Here is a 16,730-nt window from a genome sequence, read left to right as displayed (position 1 = left end):
GAAGTCCATGGCATCCACTGACACGACGCCCTACGGGGACGACTACGCGCCCCACCGGGCGATGCTCGACGCGATGCGCGCCCGCGACTGGGGCCTGCTCATCGACAACGAGCTGCGTCCGGCCGCGAGCGGAGCGACGTTCACCACCTTCGACCCGGCCACCGAGCTCCCCCTGGCGGAGGTGGCCGACGGCGGCGAGGCCGACATCGAGGCGGCCGTCCGGTCGGGCCGGCGCGGCTTCGAGATCTGGCGCCGTTACTCGCCCCAGGGACGGGCCTCGGCGCTGCGAGAGCTCGCCGGGCACATCAGGGCCAACGCAGACGAGCTCGGTCTCCTCGACGCCCTCGACGGGGGCAGCCCGGTCACCGCGATGCGCAAGGACGCCCTGTGGGCGGCCGACCATCTCGAGATGTTCGCCGACTGGGCGCTGATGATCAAGGGCGAGACCTACCCGGGCGCCGGGACCGGCCTGCACTACTCGCGGCCCGAGCCCTACGGGGTCGTCGGCCGGATCATCCCGTTCAACCACCCGGTCTTCTTCGGGGCGGGAAAGCTGGGGGCGCCGCTGATGGCGGGCAACGCCGTCGTACTCAAACCGCCGCCGCAGGCGCCGCTGTCGGCGATCCGGCTCGGTGAGCTGATCGCGGAGGTCCTGCCTCCGGGCGTGGTCAACATCGTCAACGGCGCCGGTCCGGCCCCGGGCGTGGCGATCGCCGCCCACCCGGAGATCGAGCGGATCGCGTTCATCGGCAGTGAGCGGACCGGACGCGACATCCAGCGAACCGCCGCCGGGGCCGGGGTCAAGCATGTGAGCCTTGAGCTGGGCGGCAAGAACGCCATGGTGGTGCTGGCCGACGCGGACATCGAGGCGGCGGCCCGCGGCGCCGTGTTCGGTATGAACTTCACCGCCACACAGGGCGAGTCCTGCGGATCGAACTCGCGGCTCCTGGTGCACCGGTCGATCGCCGAGCAGGTGCTGGCCCGCGTGGTCGAGCTCGTCGAGCAGATCAAGGTCGGCGTGCCGGTCTCCGAGTCCACCGACATGGGCGCGCTCGTCTCCCGCGAGCACTTCGAGCGGGTCAGCGGCTACATCGACATCGGCCGTGAAGAAGGTGCCGTCGTGGCCACCGGCGGTGGCCGGCCCACCCACCTGCCCGAGGGCCTGTTCATCGCGCCCACCGTGTTCTCCGGCGTCACGCCCGACATGCGGATCGCCCAGGAGGAGATCTTCGGACCGGTCCTCTCGGTGCTCACCTTCGACACCGACGACGAGGCCGTCCGGATCGCGAACGGCGTCCGCTACGGCCTGACCGCCAGCGTGTGGACCCAGGACGTCGACCGTGCGCACCGGTTCGTCGAGGACCTGCAGGCCGGATACGTGTGGATCAACGACTCCTCGCGCCACTTCCCCGGACTGCCGTTCGGGGGCGTCAAGGCATCGGGCCTCGGCAAGGAGGAGAGCCTCGAGGAGATCCTCAGCTTCACGCAGTCCAAGACGGTCAGCATCCCCCGCAGGCGGCGCTGATGCTCCACCACGTGATCGCCCTGCGTTTCCACGAGGGGACCACCGACGAGCAGATCCAGCGAATGGCCGACGGTCTGCTGGGGCTGCGAAGCCGGATCGGCACCATCCGGTCGATGCGCATGGGCAGCGACCTGCGGATCCGCCCGGACAACTTCGATTTCTCCTCGCTGATCGAGTTCGACGACGAGGCCGGCTACCTCGAGTTCCGTGACCACCCCGCCCACCAGCAGGTGGTGCGCGAGCTCATCCAGCCCATCATGGCGGAGCGCGCCGGCGTGGTGTTCCTCAGCTCATGACCACGCAACAGCGACCCCACGGAGGACCGACCCCATGACCACGCACGCAGCGGCGCAGACAGCGGACCTGGTTGTCGCGAACCACATCCTCGTCCGCCAGGGTGTCCTCGACGCCTTCGGACACGTGAGTGTGCGGACCGCCCCGGGCGCCGACACGTTCTGGCTGTCGCGGAACCTGGCACCGGGTTCGGTGACCGGGGCCGACCTGCTCGAGCACGACCTGGACGGGCGCACCGACGACCCGCGCCGCCCCTACCTCGAACGCTTCATCCACGCCGAGATCTACCGTCGGCGGCCGGACGTCATGGCGGTCGTGCACAGCCACTCGCCCTCGGTGGTGCCGTTCAGCGTCGTCGCCGCGGCGATGCGGCCGGTTCTCCATATGGCCGGGTTCCTCGGGGAGCGGGCGACGCCGGTGTTCGAGATCAGTGACGTCGCCGGAGACGCGAGCGACCTGCTCATCACGTCCTCGTCGCTGGGAGCGGCGCTCGCGAAGACGCTCGGTGACGCGTCTGTCGCGCTGATGCGCGGTCACGGGGCGGTGGCCGTCGGCAGTTCACTGCAGGAGGCCGTCTACCGGGCGGTCTACACCGAGGTCAACGCGCACGCCCAGGCTGCGGCGCTCGCTCTCGGACAGCCGCGGTACCTGTCGGCCGGGGAGGCGGCGACGGCGAGCGCGACCATCGGCGGTCAGGCCGTCCGGGCATGGGACGTCTGGCGCGAGCAGGTACGTCCGGGCATCACGGCCGGGGACCCGGTCACCGGCCCGGGAGAGGAGTGAGAGCGGCATGCAGTTCCACCACTTCGGATACGTCTCACAGGATCCACGTGTCCAGCCCGCCTCCGGTGTCGGGCTGAACCGCCCGGACACCGTCCCCGACGAGGTCGACGTTCTCGTCGTGGGCACCGGACCCGCCGGGATGATCACCGCGGCTCAGCTTTCCCGGTTCCCCGGTATCACCACGCGCATCATCGAGCGCCGCGCCGGACGCCTGGAGATCGGCCATGCCGACGGCCTCCAGGCACGGAGCGTCGAGACGTTCCAGGCGTTCGGTTTCGCCGAGCGGTTGGCGGCCGAGGCGCATCACGTCACCGAGTTCGCCTTCTGGCAGCCCGACCCGGACGATCCCACACGCATCGCCCGGGCCGGCCGGTCGCCCGACGACCCCAGGGGACTGAGCGAGTTCCCGCACATTCTGGTCAACCAGGCGCGCGTACTCGACTACTTCGCCGAGTTCATGGCGAACTCACCGAGCCGGATGCGACCGGACTTCGGCGTGGAGTACGTGAGCCACGAGGTGGTCCCAGGGTCCGACCACCCCGTGCTCGTCAGACTGGCGCGTTCCGAGGGCGAGTCCGCCGGCGAGGAGTTCCAGGTTCGCGCGAAATTCCTCGTAGGGGCCGACGGGGCCCACAGCAAGGTGCGCCAGTCGATCGGCTGCCGGTTCGAGGGTCACAGCGCCAACCACGCGTGGGGGGTCCTCGACATCCTCGCGGACACCGACTTTCCCGACATCCGCCTGCTGTCGACCATCCAGTCGAACAGCGGCGGCAACATGATGGTCATCCCCCGTGAAGGCGGATTCCTGTTCCGCCTGTACGTCGACCTGGGCGAGGTCCCCGTCGATGACGCGAGGAAGGTGCGCGGTACGCCGGCGGACGTCGCCATAGCGAAAGCCAACGAGATCCTGCATCCGTACTCGCTGGACGTGAAGAAGGTGACCTGGTTCAGCGTCTATGAAGTCGGCCACCGACTGGCCGACCGATTCGACGACGTGCCGGCCGGGGAGACCGGCCTCCGCCTGCCTCACGTATTCATCCTGGGGGACGCCTGCCACACGCACAGTGCCAAGGGCGGTCAGGGAATGAACGTCTCCCTGCAGGACGGATTCAACCTCGGCTGGAAGCTGGGGCACGTCCTGGACGGGCGGGCGCCGGAGTCACTGCTTGCCACGTACGGGGCGGAGCGCAAGGCCATCGCGAAGAACCTGATCGACTTCGACAAGGCGTGGTCGTCGATGATGGCCAGGAAGGCCGACGAATTCGCCGACGCCGCGGAGCTGCCGGAGTACTTCAAGGCCACGGAGGAGTTCCGCACCGGATTCCGGACGGAATACACCCCTTCGATGATCGTCGGTCGGCCCACGTACCAGGAACTCGCCAAGGGTTTCCCGATCGGGCAACGCTTCGCGTCCGCGAAAGTGAGGCGGGTGGCCGACACCAATCCGGTGCATCTGGGTCATCACGCGACGGCCGACGGGCGTTGGAGGATCTACGTGTTCGCGGACGAGGCGGCTCCCGGCGACGACTCCATGGTCGCGAACCTCGCAGAGTGGCTCACCTCGTCCGCCGACTCGCCGTTCGCCGGGCTGCCGGACGGCGTCCAGCCCGACGACTGGTTCGACCTCAAGGTCGTCTACCAGCAGCATCACCACGCGATCGAGTTCTCCCGCGTGCCCGAGGTCTTCAAGCCGAGGACCGGTCCTTTCGGCCTGGTCGACCGCGAGCACGTCTACGCCGCGATTCCTGAGGACGACATCTTCGAGTCGCGCGCCGTGGATCGCGCCGGTGTCATCGTCGTCGTGCGACCGGACCAGTACGTCGCGCAGGTCATGCCCCTGGTGGCGACCGATCGACTGGCCGGGTTCTTTGCGGGATTGCGCACCGAGGCGCCGCTCTCGAAGTAGTGCCTGTTCCACCTGAAACGACGGAGGCGGACCCGGACGGTGGGTCAAAAAGCTGTGCGGGCAACCCGGCACATCCTGGGGTGGGCTGCACGCTTGACCGCGTCGATACTTCGCATATGTTCTGAATATATAACCAACGGGGGTAAGGTGCTCATATGGTGACTGATCGGAGGGCCGGATACGGGCGCGGACTGCGTGAACGGCAGACGCGGTCCGGTGCCCTGCCGCTCGGGATATCCGCACGGCCGCACTGAGCTGCGTTCCGGACACCGGCGAGGGACGCTCGCCGATCTCCGCAACAGTCGGTTCCGCCGCCCACCGGATGTGCTCACGGCCCCGCCGGTGCCTCGTGAGGAAGGGCGCCTCCGGCCGTCCGGTCCTGTCCGGGCAGTGGTGGCAGACCGCGCTTTCGCCTGCCTTCTCCCGACCAGCGAGGTACACCGTCATGGGCACGGACCGCACCAGTCAGACTTCCCCCACACGTCGCGCCGTACTCGGCGCCGGTATCGCGGCCGCGGGTTCCGGGCTGCTCGCCGCCTGCTCTCATGCCGGCTCGGGCGACGGCGGCCGCCCGGGCGCGCCCGCGCCGGCCGGATCCGCTCCGAACGGCAGAGAGGCCGGCGGGGCACATCCGACCCCCGTCGAACCGCTCCGTAAGCACACATTGAGGGCCACGCCGTCGCCGGTGGAGTTGGGCGCCGGACGTACCTTCAGGTCGTGGACCTATGAGGGGTTGCTGCCTGGCCGGGAGGTGCGGGTCACCGCAGGTGACACTGTGGCCTTGACGCTGGCCAACCACCTGCCGGAGGCGACGACCGTGCACTGGCACGGTATTGCGCTGCCCAACGACATGGACGGCGTGCCCGGTGTGACGCAGCGGCCGGTCGAACCGGGTGAGACGTTCGACTACCGCTTCACCGCGCCGCATCCCGGCACCTACTGGTTCCATCCTCACATGGGGGTGCAGAGCGACCGTGGCCTGTACGCGCCACTCATCGTCGACGACCCGAAGGAGCCACTCGGGTACGACCACGAGTGGATCGTCGTGCTGGACGACTGGATCGACGGAGTGGACGGCTCCACCCCCGACGACGTTCTCTACCAGCTCCGCAAGGGCAAGCCCCCGGTGGGGCACGGCAACAGACCGGAGGGACCCGTCGGGGCCGGTGGCGGGGCGCTGGCGGACGCCGCGTCCGGGGGAGCGGACGACGGGAAGGGCTCCGGACGGGCACCCTCGCCGTCACCGGACCGGCGGAAAGGGCCGAAGCGACTGAGGGCGGGGGTCACCAGCAAGCTGCTCGGCGGTCACGCGGGACACATCGCCTATCCCTACTACCTGATCAACGGGCGCACAGCGGACGACCCCACGCAGTTCACGGCCAAGCCCGGCGACCGGATCAGGCTGCGCATCATCAACGCCGGCGGGGAGTCGGCCTTCCGGGTGGCGCTCGGCGGACACCGGATGACCATCACCCACAGCGACGGCTTTCCCGTGCAGCCGTACAAGACGGACGCGCTGGTCATCGGTATGGCCGAGCGGTACGACGTGCTGATCACCGCGCAGTCGGGAGTCTTCCCGCTTGTCGCGCTCGCCGAGGGGAAGGGGGGCCGGGCCATGGCCGTCCTGCGTACGGGCGCCGGAGCGGTCCCCAAGCCGTCCGCGCACCCTGCGGAGCTGGACCGTGAGGTGCTGGTGTCCGCCCGCCGGCTCGAGCCGGATGAGTCGGTGGCGATGCCCCACCGCAGATGCGACCGGCTGCTCCGCGTCAAACTGACCGGTGGCATGAAGGAGTACGACTGGGGCATCGACCACGAGCCCTACAACCCGGATACGCTCCACAAGGTCGAACGGGGCGAGCGGGTACGGCTGGTGATCATCAACGCCACCCACATGTGGCACCCCGTGCATCTGCACGGCCACACGTTCTCTCTGGCCGGCGTGGACTCGAACGGTGCCCGCAAGGACACGTCGATCGTGCTGCCGCACAACAAGCTGGTGGCGGACTTCGACGCGGACAACCCCGGACTGTGGATGCTGCACTGCCACAACATCTACCACTCGGAGTCCGGAATGATGACGACCCTTGCATACCGCGGGTAGGACGTCACTTCTCATGGCTTGATCGTTCGTTGAACCGTACATGGCGGATCTGGTTGAGCGTTTGGTGCCGGACGAGTTGTGGGTGCTGTCCCGGCGGGTGGTGCCGCCCACGGAGGCCAAGCGTCCGCACGGCAGGGGCCGGCGGCGGGCGGGTGATCGTGAGGCACGGCCGCGATCATCTTCGTTGTCACCTCGGGCCGCACGTGGGCCTGGCCCCCGGTCTACCGGCGCTTTGCCAGGCCGAACACCGGCGGGAACTGCCGCGCACAGTGGTGTGAGGTCGAAGATCCACCTCGCTGACCCCAGCCTCACACCCGGACGAGTGATCTGAGCACGGGAGCTGATTGTGATCATCACCGACTGGCAAGCCCGTCACGGCCTCACTGCGGCGGAGCACCAAGCCGAGTTCGATCGGTTCACCGGGAGAGGGTACCGACTTCTCAAGATCGCAGGCTATGAACGGGGGAGGCACCCCGCGCTTCGCCAGTATCCGGGCGGTCCAGGAGGGGGAGCGCCTGGCAGGCCCGCCACGGTATCTCGGCCAACGACTACCAGACAGCGGTGACCGCGCTGAGCCGCGACGGCTTCCGGCCTGTCGACCTGTCGGTCTTCCGCTCGGGAAACACCGTCCTGTTCAACGCGATCTGGGAACAGGAGCAGGGCCTGGAGTGGGTCGCTCGCCACGGGCTGACCGGAGACGAGTACCAGGCCCTGTTCACAGATCTGTCCAACGAGGGCTTCCGTCTGCGCTGTGTGTCCCCTTATGAGGACCACAACGGCGCACGCTTCGCCTGCATCTGGGACCGCTACGCCGGCCCCGCGTGGACGGCCCGACACGGTCTGACGGCGCAGGAATACCAGAGCGAGTTCAACGCGCAGCAACAGCGCGGCTTCCGCCTGGTACGAGTGGTCGGTTACCCGACCGGCGGTCAGATCCGGTATGCGGGCATCTGGGAGAGTTCCCCCGGCCATCCCGGGAACGCAACCCACGGCCTTTCACACGACGAATATCAACGCCAGTTCGACGCCCATTCGGAACCGAGCAGCGCCGGCCAGGCCGTCCTGGCCGACGCGACCGCGACGAACCGGCACGGTCAGGAGGTGATGTACTTCGGCCTCAACCGCGACGCACCCTACGAGATCCGGGTCGACCGAATGGATGCCCACGGCGGCTGGGCCATGACGCCGGCCGAAGTCCTCCGCTTCGTCTTCTCCGTCGACGGCCTGCCGACGCCCCCCGACCTGCTGCAGCCCGCGACACGAACAGCGATGACCACCGCGTCCGCGGTCCGCCCGGTCACCCCCACCACGACGGGCTACGCCCGGGGGTGGGCGGTCAACAACGTAGGAACCATCTGGCACGACGGCACCCTGCCCGGCACGCAGGCGATCCTGGTCCGGCCGTCCGACGGCCGCGCTTGGAGCGCCGTCTGCAACGCCGGACGTCCGGGCACCTCGCTCGCCACGGAGTTCGACGACCTGATGTGGAAGGTGCAACAGGCCATCTGACCAGACCCTTCCCGGCCGCCGAAGGCCCGCAGGTGGTCCCTGCAGCGCCAGCCGGCGGCACTACAAGCGGGTGATGACCAGCGAGACTCTTGGTTGCGTCCTGGAAAGTGGTGTACGGGTTCCCACCATCCCGGCTGCCACGCCGAGCGCATGCGGCAAGCAGTGTCGATGGCGGCGTCGGCGGCCTGCTCGGTCAGGCCTCGCTGGCGGGGCAGAGTCACTGTGTTTCTCCTTGTCGGTGGTCGATGCCGCTGGCGCGACGACGTCGGAGCAACTGGTCATAGGGGTTCACCGACGGTAGTGGCCCGGTGTCTGGCGGGAGATGGGACAGCTTCCACTCGTGCAGAGAAACGTCACGTTCGCCGGCGTTGCAGGCAGCGGCCGGCCTGCCAGGTCGGGCCCGGTCCCGGTCTGGGCTGCCTTGCGGGTCTCCAGGGCGACGGCGTCGGCGGTCATCGTCCCGGCGCGCGAGGCTGCGGCGAGACCGGCGACGATGTGCTCGTGCGGCAGACCCTCATCGTCTTTCGCCGCTCGGTGCGGTGCAGCCCTGAGCGACCGGCAGTCCCCTTACCGGCACTCGTTCCCCGTGTTGTGAGTGAGGCGTGCTCCCGGAGGGAGCTTCGGCAGGACATGAGAGCTCCGGAAGTCGCCGGCGGCCGGGGAAGCCAGGGCGGCGCGGTTACGCCGGGCGGCGCGATACGCCCCGGTGGGCTGACGGTGCCGAGGATTCCCCCATGGCTGTTGAGTGCCGGAGCCGTACGACGAGACGGTGGGAGCCGACTGCCGTGCGATCGGGTGTGTTCACCTCGGGGGCGCAGGGAGCCCCGTCGGGGCAGGGTGACCAAATGGGTCCCCTGCCCCGACGGGGCTCGGTCGGCCGGACGGCGGGTTATCGGCGCCCGGCACGGACCGGTGCCGTGTGCGGCGCTCTCCGGCTCAGCCGAAGTTCACGTCGCTGCACCACATGTAGGCCTGGTCGAGGTGCGAGGCCTGCCAGATCACGAACAGGATGTGGTGTCCGGTGTAGCCGGAGGTGTTGACGTTGAAGCTGATGTCCTGTGCCGGGGCGAAGCGGCCGGTCTGCGTGATGAAGTCGAGGTTGCCCCAGCCCAGGGTCTGGGTCGTGGGGTTGAAGCCCTGCTTGCTCACGTAGACCTTGAAGTAGTCGGCACCGTGGGACGCCTGGTCGTGCAGCTGGACCGTGAAGTTGTTGCTGATGTTGGTCGTCTTCCACTGCCCGGGTTTGTCCAGGCTTGCGTTCCTCGAGAGGTTGTTGCTGCAGAGCGTCCCGTCGGGGGTGCGCGCCTGGAACTGGCCACCGAGGCCGTCGCGGAGCGCGCTCATCCAGTTCCACATGGTGTCGGGGTTGGCCTGGAAGGCCTGATAACACATGGGGTCCTGGGTCTGCATGGCCGGGCTCGTGTGGTTGCTGCCCCACGTCTTCCAGCACTGGTACGCGCGGGAGGCGGGGTTGACGATGGTGCCGTGAGCCTGGGCGGGAGCCGACCAGGCCAGTGCGCCGACAACCACGGCGAACACCATGACGAGCGCCTGGAGAGGCCGGCGGAGGGACGACCGCGAACGACCGGTTAACGGACTCTGGTTGCGCATGTGGGGGGAACTCCTTCCAGTTGCAGGACTGTTATGGGAGCGCTCCCAAAGGTACGTCTTCTGAGTGAAATGTCAATGAAAAGAACGGAGTTGATCATAGGGCTGAGTGACGAGCAGGGAATCTGCCGTGAGCCGGGAGCCAAACTGGCATGCACCACCTGCCAACAGCCCCTGCCCCCCAGCAGCCACCCACGACTTCGAGATCGAGACAGACCCTAACGGAGTCCCAGCAGGTGATGCGGAGGCATTGGCAGCGTCCGGTCCGGACAGTTACGGATCGGGGTGGTCTCCTGCCCGGCCGCCCGCAGTGCTCCTCGAGCCGTGGGATCCTCCGGTCCCGTGCTCTGCGCGACGCCAGCCGCAGGAGGGACTGTAGATCGTCGTTCTGCAGTCCCGTCTTCGCACGGGCGAGTAGTCGTCTGCCGAGGCCGTTGTCAGGCAGGGACGATCTGGCCGTTGTCGATGCGGAAGTTGTCGGTCGGTGAGCAGCCGATCGATGGCGTGATCAGCACGCTGACGGCAACTGGTGCGGGGTCTGCACCGGAGGTGGAGAACTCACACACCGCGTGGCGGCCGGTCAGCGGGAACCAGAACCAGGAATCCGCCTTGCCGACCAGAGCACGGTCCGATTCCCTCCACGCGCCATTGTCGAAGGTGAAGACCTGCAGGCGCACGGATGCGGCGAGCGGGTCGGTCCGCGACCTCAGAGCGGTGAGTGTGAACTTGAAGTCCTCGTCCAGGACCGATGAGGCGATCCGCCGGCGCTCCGCCGGCTGGGGCTCGGTCTGCGTTTCCTTCCCCTGACCGGCAGTCGGGCGGGCCTGCGGGGTGGTCGGGGACGGGTTCGGAGGGCCACCGGCGGTTGCGCCGATCGTGGCCGTGACGGCCGTGGCAGTGGCCGCCACGGATGCCATGGCGACACCCCAGCCTGTGAGCCTACGGAAGTTTTTGATCACGACGTCTCCACATGTGGTGATGGGTGCGTGTTCCCGAGACGCTGCGCACCGTCTTCGGACCGGCGCGCCTCACGGTCGACCGGGGCTGCGCCGGCACCGGTCCGAATGACCCCCCTCCGTCTGGTCGCGCAGAAAAAGACGACCAGAAAGGGCCTGTGACGAAACTCTCCGATGCCTGGTGCAGGTTGCAGCGGTTGTTCCCGTCACCGCGTCGCGGGCGGCGGCGGGGCCACTCGGCGCGGCTACTTGCCGGGGAAGGACAGACGCACGGGCGTCGGCGCCTCGGCCGGACCGCGACCGTCCTCGGTCCGGTGAGGCCGCACGTCGGAGAGCTCGAACGTGAGTTGCCAGGTCGCCGGCGTCAACACCCGCTGCCTCACCTGACCATGAGCCCTACGGAACTCCCCGGTGCCTCCGGTGATCGCGTTGACGATCGGAACCGGTACGGGAATTCCGGCTTGCTCGCCCTGAACGGTGATTTGACCTTCCGGCAGCACCGCGGTCGACGCGCACTGTCCCGCGTTGCGTTCGAGGTCGGTGATGACACAGAACCCACCGATGCGCCCGACGACGCGCTCCTCGCGTCCCTCGGTCGACGTCAGGTTTCCGCTGAAGACGAACTGGTCGCCGACACTGCGGCCCGCCGCCCCCAGATCGAGCTCTTCGCCGACGTGCAGCCGAGCTTCTACGTGGATGGCGCGGCTCTTCGCCGAGGAGCCGTCGTCAGGGCGGTGCGCCGCAGCGGGAGTTGTCCGCGAGGGGACAACCTCGGCCGACGCGGGCCCGATGAGGGTGAGCCCGGCAGAACAGCAGAGAACCGCAACGGCGAAGAATATGAAGGGTCGGCCGGCGAAGCCCATGGTCGCCTCCGTGTTTGTGGGAATGAACAGGGCCAGTGTCGCCAGGCTTCGTCCGAAGTCGACGCAGCAGGACGGTGGCGTGTCCGGTCGGTTGACGGGGGAAGGGACACCCGGGCGGTTCCCCGGGCCGTGGGCGAGAACGTACGAGAAGCCCCGCGGTATCCCCGGGAATCCCCGGCACGCTCACCCTGGTGGTGACGCACTCGTCCGAGTTCATTCATGACGGGCCCTCCGTCTGGTGGAAACGCTAATGGCGGCCGTGGCGTCGTGCTCAGCAGAAGGACGGCAATGGGGCCATTGGGGTGCCTTTCCCTGGGTGAGGGGGATAGGCCGTGCGTGTGGCGGGTCCGTCAGGGCGCGCGGACAAACGCCGCCCTCGCCCGAGACCGGTGAGACCTCACCGGTTCGCCTCCGTCCTGCCCGGTGGAGACGTCTCCGCTTGCGGGCTTCGCCCGCGACCTTCGCCGCGACTTCGACGCGGTCCGCAACGGGCTGTCTCTGCCGCACGGTTCCGGCGCCGTCGAGGGCAACATCAACCGACTGAAGATGCTGAAACGCCGGATGCTCGGCGGGGCCAGCCTCGATCTCCTTCGCAAACGCGTCCTGCTCACACAGTGAGTCTCGACCGTCCAGTTCACAAGATCATTGACAGAGCCCGGATCTTCACGTGGATGGCGTCGATGAAGATCACCGGGTAGATGGGGTCGAGGGGCCGGTTCTGCCACTTGGCCATGCCGTCCATGACTGTCGGTGATCGTGGAGATGGTCCGGCGGGAGATGTCGGCTCCGTAGACCTCGGCCGGGTGGGTCTGGACCTCGCCGGTCGTCAGACCCTTCGCGGACAGCGGGATCACCATTTCGTCGACGCCGGACAGGCGCATCTGCCGCTTGCGCGCGATCTTCGGCTCGAGGGCGCCGTCCCGGTCGCGGGGCACCGATGTCTTGACCGGTCCGACCTCGGTGAGCACGGTCTTGCCGCGGGTGCTGTTGCGGGAGTTGCCACCGTTCTTGTCGGCCAGGTCGTGCTTGTCATAGCTGAGGTGGTCGGTGATCTCGCCCTTCAGGGCGGACTCCGGCAGTCGCTTCGTGAGTTGCTGCAACAGCCCGCCCTCGCCGGTCGGCTGCAGGCCCTCGGCCTGGGCGCGGCCCACCAGCTCGTCGATCAGTTGGTCGTCCACGGACTTCGACGGCTGCAGCGCGGCCGCCTCGGTGGTCCCGGGCTCGGTTACGTTTTCGCTGGTCATCGGTGCGTCTTCCTTGACCAGGAGTGACACCGAACGTTTCGCAGTCCCGACTGCCGCGCCTCTACTTCCTGCGAGGGCTTCTATGCCCTTGATCAGGGAAAATGGGGCTGCCTTGAGTCCGGCGGGAACAGGCCGGCGAGGCCATGGCCGGCAAGCGGTTCTTCCAGGCCGAAGTTGACGAAGCCGGTGACCTCGGGTTCACGGATCTCCAGTGTGTCGATGCCCGCTTCCCGTGCGAAGGCGGTGATCGCTTCCAAGTAGGCCACCTCGACCGGTCCGTGGTCGCTCACCGTGTCCTCAGCACCCGTGTGGTGCCCGCGCTCGTCACGGTCGGCGGGGTTGTACTTGGTTATCTGATGAGCGAAGGACGGCGGCACGAAGCTCCCTGAGCTGATGAGGTGGGGCCTCAGCATAATTCGTGCCATCAGATGCAGATCCCGCCTACACCTCACCGGAACGCGGGCCACTCACCCACAAAAGCGTGGGACTCCCTACACATAGCTGGGGGCAGGACTCCGGGCCTCCGGAATGCCGCCGACTGACGGCACGACCGTAGGAGCGCCCAGCCACCGACACAGGCCGACGGACTCGGAACCTGCCTACAGAAAACTGGGACGCGGGCGCACTCGCCTACAGAAGAGCGGGGACCGCCTACACATCGCTGGGACCAGACAACGGCCGCACGACCCTATCTCCTGCCTCGGCTCCCCGAACTATCGGCGGCGAACGCGTCTCCTCTACGGAGGTGCGCCGCCTGAGACACCCTGGGTCTGAGACACCTGTACAGGTCACATAACCCCATCAATCCCGGTATCCGCCGACAGCTGCGCCAGGGCCGCCGATCGGATCTCGGGAGATTGTCATGTCCGTGCCGCGCCGTGAGCGCAGCAGCACCCGCCCGCCTGCGTACACGGCGAGGTGGGCACGGTCCATCCCATTTCGGCTCCGCAGCCCACCCAGCGGGCATGTCAGGGCTTTCCACGGCCACGGTGAGCATCGGCTCGGGCAGGGACCAGGTCATGCGGTAATGCCTTCCACCCGACCACCGTTCTTGGCTCCAGTGGTCAACGCGGCACGGCGAAGGCCCGGACGCCCGGCCCGGGCCTTGCTCTGTCGAGAGCGTGCCAGTAAACGGCGGGTACGCGATCAGGGCGAGGTGGCGGCGTCAGTTCTGGCAGCCGCAGCCGGATGCCGTCTTGGCCTCGGTGACGGTCAGGGCGGGGTCGGCGGAGGTCTCGCCGGAGGTGCAGCAGGCGTTGACGCCGCAGCACGCGTCGGCCGACTTGGTGGTCTCGGTGGGCGTGTCAGTGGCCGTCGGCTTGGTGGCACGGACGATGGCGGAGTGCATGCCGTCGGCGACCTGGTGGGTGGGGGTGATCTCGATGCCCGTGAAGCCGGCGGCTTCAAGGCCCTGGCGGTATTCGGCGAAGGACAGGGCGCCGGCGATGCAGCCGACGTAGTCGCCGCGTTCGGCTCGCTGGTCAGATGTGAGGGTGTCGTCGGCGACGACGTCGGAGATGCCGATACGGCCGCCGGGCTTGAGGACGCGAAAGGTTTCGGCGAAGACAGCGGGCTTGTCGACGGACAGGTTGATGACGCAGTTGGAGATCACGACGTCGATGGTGTTCGCGGGCAGCGGGATTGCTTCGATGGTGCCCTTGAGGAACTCCACGTTCGTCGCGCCTGCCTTGCCGGCGTTGGCGAGGGCCAGGGCGAGCATCTCGTCGGTCATGTCCAGTCCGTACGCCTTCCCCGTCGGGCCGACGCGGCGGGCGGAGAGCAGGACGTCGATGCCGCCGCCGGAGCCGAGGTCCAAGACGCGCTCGCCTTCGCGGAGGCCGGCGACGGCGGTGGGGTTGCCGCAGCCGAGGGAGGCGGCGACGGCCTCCGCGGGCAGGATGTCGCGTTCGTCGGCGGCGTAGAGAGTGGAGCCGAAGTTCTCGTCGACCTCGACGGGCTGCGGCCCGCAACAGGCGGCGTTGCCCTCGGTGACCTTCACGGCCGCCGCGGCGTAGCGTTCCCGGACGGTTTCACGCAGGTCGGTGGAATGCTCGGCCATGGCTCACTCCTGGGTGACGGGGCATGACGGCCCCGGAACGGCTTGTATTGACGTTCTTTGATACAACCTTGCGCCTTGAATCGAAAAACGTCAACATAGAGCAATGTCGAAACAAGAGCTTGAGGTGATCGGCCAGGGAACCGACGGCTGCTGCAATGGTCTGGCGTCCGCGCCGCTGGACGATGAGCACGCGGCTCAGCTGGCGAAGGTGTTCAAGGCCCTCGGGGACCCGGTCCGGCTGCGGCTGCTGTCGATGATCGCCTCGCGGGACGGCGGTGAGGTCTGCGTGTGCGAAATGACACCCGCCTTCGATCTGTCCCAGCCGACGATCTCCCACCACCTCAAGCTGCTGCGCCAGGCCGGCCTCGTCGACTGCGAACGCCGCGGAACGTGGGTGTACTACTGGATGCTGCCCGGCGTCCTGGACCAGCTGGCCGCGTTCCTGACCACGCCGCAGACGGCAGGAGCGACTGCATGAGCGTATCCCTTCGGCTGCCGCGTGGCCGCCGAAGCTCTCCACCCACGACCGGTCCGCCGGCTGCTGAACTTGAATGAGTGATGTCGGCGTTGCTCGCCTGACACGGGTCGGTCGGCTTCGGCAGCCGTGGTGTTGTGAGGTACGCGCAGGGCGGCCGGCTGACCGACGCCGCGAGGGCCGCGAGGGAGCGGATCCGGCTGCAGGCCGTGGAACGCTTCGAGGGCGGGGAGAGGAACCGGGAGATCGCTGCTGCTCTGCGGGTGACCGAGCGGTCGGTGGAGCGGTGGCGCCGAGCCTGGCGTGAACGGGGCGAGGTCGGGATCCTGTCGAAGGGATCTCCGGGACGGTCCAGGCTCGGTCCGGCCCAGATCGCTAGGCTGGAACGGGAGCTGGAGCGTGGCCTGCTCGTTCACGGCTGGGCCGACCAGCGGTGGACGCTGGCGCGGGTGAGACTCTGATCGGCCGCCTGTTCCACGTGAGCTACACCGTGGAGGCACGAAGCGGGTGGCCTGGACGGCCGCGCCGAGCGGGCCGAAGATCCGCTCAGTGACCAGCAGACTGTCCAGGTCCGCCTGACGCAGGGAGCCCTCGGGCAGGCTTTTGAGGCGTTCGGTGACGAAGTCGGAGAGCGGGCCCATCCGGCTGCCTTCGGTGCGCCTCCGCCGCACGGCGGTCCGTTGCCGCCACAGTTCCGCCTCCTGCTCGGCGAGGGTTTCCTCCCACCGCTCCAGGATGCCCGCGATATCTGCTCCACCGTCCGCGCCGACGGAAGCCGTGCCGGTGGTGAGGGCATCACGGATGTCGTCCAGGGCGATCCCGGCGTCGGCCATCCTGCGGATCCACAGCAAGCGGATCATGTTCTCGTACCCGTAGCGGCGGCGGTCATCGCCGCCCCGCTCGGGCTCGGGGAGCAGCCCGATCTCGTGGTAATGGCGAATCGCCCGTGGCGTGCTGCCGACGAAGGCCGCCGCGTCACCGATCCTGACCTGACGGGGGGCACGAAAGACGAACACATGAGCAGGGACCTTTCCTGAAGGCATCGCGAAAGTCCACCGGACCACATGCCGCTACGGAAGGTGCAACCCCTGACACACATACCGCGTCGCGCCAATGCCAGGAAATGCGCCCTTCCTCCGTAGTGACCGCAGGGCCGTCCTTCGCTGCTGAGGTCGCCACCTCCGAGCAGATCGCGACCAGCGCGCACACCAGCCCCGTGGTGATCAGACGGCTGTCCGGAGAGCTGCGCGAGGCCGGGCTCGTGGAGTCCCGGCGGCGGGTGGCCTTCCAGGATCCGGTGCATGCTGGATCCCGAGCTGCTGGAACGGATCACCGCGCGGCGCGCGGAGCTGGACGAACTCGACGAACAGCTGTGGGCCGGGCAGTCCTGCGCACTGCGACCCCCGC

At 68.3% G+C, this 16,730-nt stretch carries 15 protein-coding genes and 4 pseudogenes; 12 read left to right on the top strand and 7 right to left on the bottom strand.

Features of this window, described 5'->3' with window-relative positions:
* Positions 1-7: 7 nt before the first annotated feature.
* The 8 genes and pseudogenes from ACIF9R_RS20810 to ACIF9R_RS20775 all read left to right on the top strand — a co-directional run bounded on the left by ACIF9R_RS20810 (position 8) and on the right by ACIF9R_RS20775 (position 8,118).
* Entirely contained in the window at positions 8-1,525 is a 1,518-nt protein-coding gene (locus ACIF9R_RS20810) for an aldehyde dehydrogenase family protein (protein ID WP_399982023.1), read from the top strand.
* Positions 1,525-1,821 (top strand): Dabb family protein, encoded by a 297-nt coding sequence (locus tag ACIF9R_RS20805; protein ID WP_399982020.1) that lies wholly within the window; start codon positions 1,525-1,527, stop codon positions 1,819-1,821. Before ACIF9R_RS20810 ends, ACIF9R_RS20805 begins: the two co-directional genes overlap by 1 nt.
* Positions 1,822-1,855: 34 nt before the next feature.
* The gene (locus tag ACIF9R_RS20800) at positions 1,856-2,602 is read left to right on the top strand and encodes a class II aldolase/adducin family protein (protein ID WP_399982018.1); all 747 of its coding nucleotides are present in this window, start codon (positions 1,856-1,858) and stop codon (positions 2,600-2,602) included.
* 7 nt (positions 2,603-2,609) lie between these two features.
* On the top strand, positions 2,610-4,508 hold the full coding sequence (locus ACIF9R_RS20795; RefSeq protein WP_399982015.1) for an FAD-dependent monooxygenase: 1,899 nt from the start codon (positions 2,610-2,612) through the stop codon (positions 4,506-4,508).
* Between the two features lie 445 nt (positions 4,509-4,953).
* Positions 4,954-6,609 carry a multicopper oxidase family protein gene (locus tag ACIF9R_RS20790; RefSeq protein WP_399982013.1) on the top strand — a complete coding sequence of 552 codons (1,656 nt, stop codon included), beginning with the start codon at positions 4,954-4,956 and terminating at the stop codon, positions 6,607-6,609.
* Between the two features lie 346 nt (positions 6,610-6,955).
* Entirely contained in the window at positions 6,956-7,174 is a 219-nt protein-coding gene (locus ACIF9R_RS20785; protein ID WP_399982010.1) for a hypothetical protein, read from the top strand.
* Positions 7,129-7,251 (top strand): annotated as a pseudogene (locus tag ACIF9R_RS20780) (hypothetical protein); the annotation flags it as partial. The gene ACIF9R_RS20785 and the pseudogene ACIF9R_RS20780, both read left to right, overlap by 46 nt.
* Positions 7,240-8,118, top strand: a complete 879-nt coding sequence (locus tag ACIF9R_RS20775) for a serine hydrolase (protein WP_399982302.1) — start codon at positions 7,240-7,242, stop codon at positions 8,116-8,118. The pseudogene ACIF9R_RS20780 and the gene ACIF9R_RS20775, both read left to right, overlap by 12 nt.
* Before the next feature lie 936 nt (positions 8,119-9,054).
* Here the strand turns inward: ACIF9R_RS20775 and ACIF9R_RS20770 are convergent.
* From ACIF9R_RS20770 to ACIF9R_RS20760, 3 genes are all read right to left on the bottom strand, one after another.
* The gene (locus tag ACIF9R_RS20770) at positions 9,055-9,660 is read right to left on the bottom strand and encodes a lytic polysaccharide monooxygenase (protein WP_399982300.1); all 606 of its coding nucleotides are present in this window, start codon (positions 9,658-9,660) and stop codon (positions 9,055-9,057) included.
* A gap of 503 nt (positions 9,661-10,163) precedes the next feature.
* Complete coding sequence (locus ACIF9R_RS20765) at positions 10,164-10,643, bottom strand: hypothetical protein (RefSeq protein WP_399982007.1); 480 nt, start codon at positions 10,641-10,643, stop codon at positions 10,164-10,166.
* A gap of 284 nt (positions 10,644-10,927) precedes the next feature.
* Positions 10,928-11,545 (bottom strand): dirigent protein, encoded by a 618-nt coding sequence (locus ACIF9R_RS20760; protein WP_399982005.1) that lies wholly within the window; start codon positions 11,543-11,545, stop codon positions 10,928-10,930.
* 423 nt (positions 11,546-11,968) lie between these two features.
* Here ACIF9R_RS20760 and ACIF9R_RS20755 point away from each other — a divergent pair, with 423 nt between their 5' ends.
* The gene (locus ACIF9R_RS20755) at positions 11,969-12,163 is read left to right on the top strand and encodes a hypothetical protein (RefSeq protein ID WP_399982002.1); all 195 of its coding nucleotides are present in this window, start codon (positions 11,969-11,971) and stop codon (positions 12,161-12,163) included.
* Positions 12,164-12,200: 37 nt separating this feature from the next.
* On the opposite strand, the pseudogene ACIF9R_RS20750 reads toward ACIF9R_RS20755, so the two are convergent.
* The 3 genes and pseudogenes from ACIF9R_RS20750 to arsM all read right to left on the bottom strand — a co-directional run.
* Positions 12,201-12,789 (bottom strand): annotated as a pseudogene (locus ACIF9R_RS20750) (transposase); the annotation flags it as partial.
* Positions 12,790-12,881: 92 nt separating this feature from the next.
* Positions 12,882-13,166, bottom strand: coding sequence for a hypothetical protein (locus ACIF9R_RS20745; protein WP_399982000.1), 285 nt, complete (start codon positions 13,164-13,166; stop codon positions 12,882-12,884).
* A 788-nt stretch (positions 13,167-13,954) separates the two neighbouring features.
* Positions 13,955-14,848 (bottom strand): arsenite methyltransferase, encoded by an 894-nt coding sequence (arsM, locus tag ACIF9R_RS20740; protein WP_399981998.1) that lies wholly within the window; start codon positions 14,846-14,848, stop codon positions 13,955-13,957.
* A 103-nt stretch (positions 14,849-14,951) separates the two neighbouring features.
* On the opposite strand from arsM, the gene ACIF9R_RS20735 reads away from it, so the two are divergent.
* Positions 14,952-15,326 (top strand): ArsR/SmtB family transcription factor, encoded by a 375-nt coding sequence (locus ACIF9R_RS20735; protein WP_399981995.1) that lies wholly within the window; start codon positions 14,952-14,954, stop codon positions 15,324-15,326.
* A 134-nt stretch (positions 15,327-15,460) separates the two neighbouring features.
* Entirely contained in the window at positions 15,461-15,784 is a 324-nt protein-coding gene (locus ACIF9R_RS20730; protein ID WP_399981993.1) for a helix-turn-helix domain-containing protein, read from the top strand.
* A 36-nt stretch (positions 15,785-15,820) separates the two neighbouring features.
* Here the strand turns inward: ACIF9R_RS20730 and ACIF9R_RS20725 are convergent.
* Positions 15,821-16,366 (bottom strand): annotated as a pseudogene (locus ACIF9R_RS20725) (MerR family transcriptional regulator); the annotation flags it as partial.
* A gap of 125 nt (positions 16,367-16,491) precedes the next feature.
* Here ACIF9R_RS20725 and ACIF9R_RS20720 point away from each other — a divergent pair.
* Positions 16,492-16,605 (top strand): annotated as a pseudogene (locus ACIF9R_RS20720) (Rrf2 family transcriptional regulator); the annotation flags it as partial.
* Between the last annotated feature and the right edge of the window lie 125 nt (positions 16,606-16,730).

Source organism: Streptomyces sp. NPDC086080, assembly GCF_044540255.1.
GTDB lineage: Bacteria > Actinomycetota > Actinomycetes > Streptomycetales > Streptomycetaceae > Streptomyces.
This window is presented reverse-complemented; position numbering and strand designations above follow the sequence as displayed.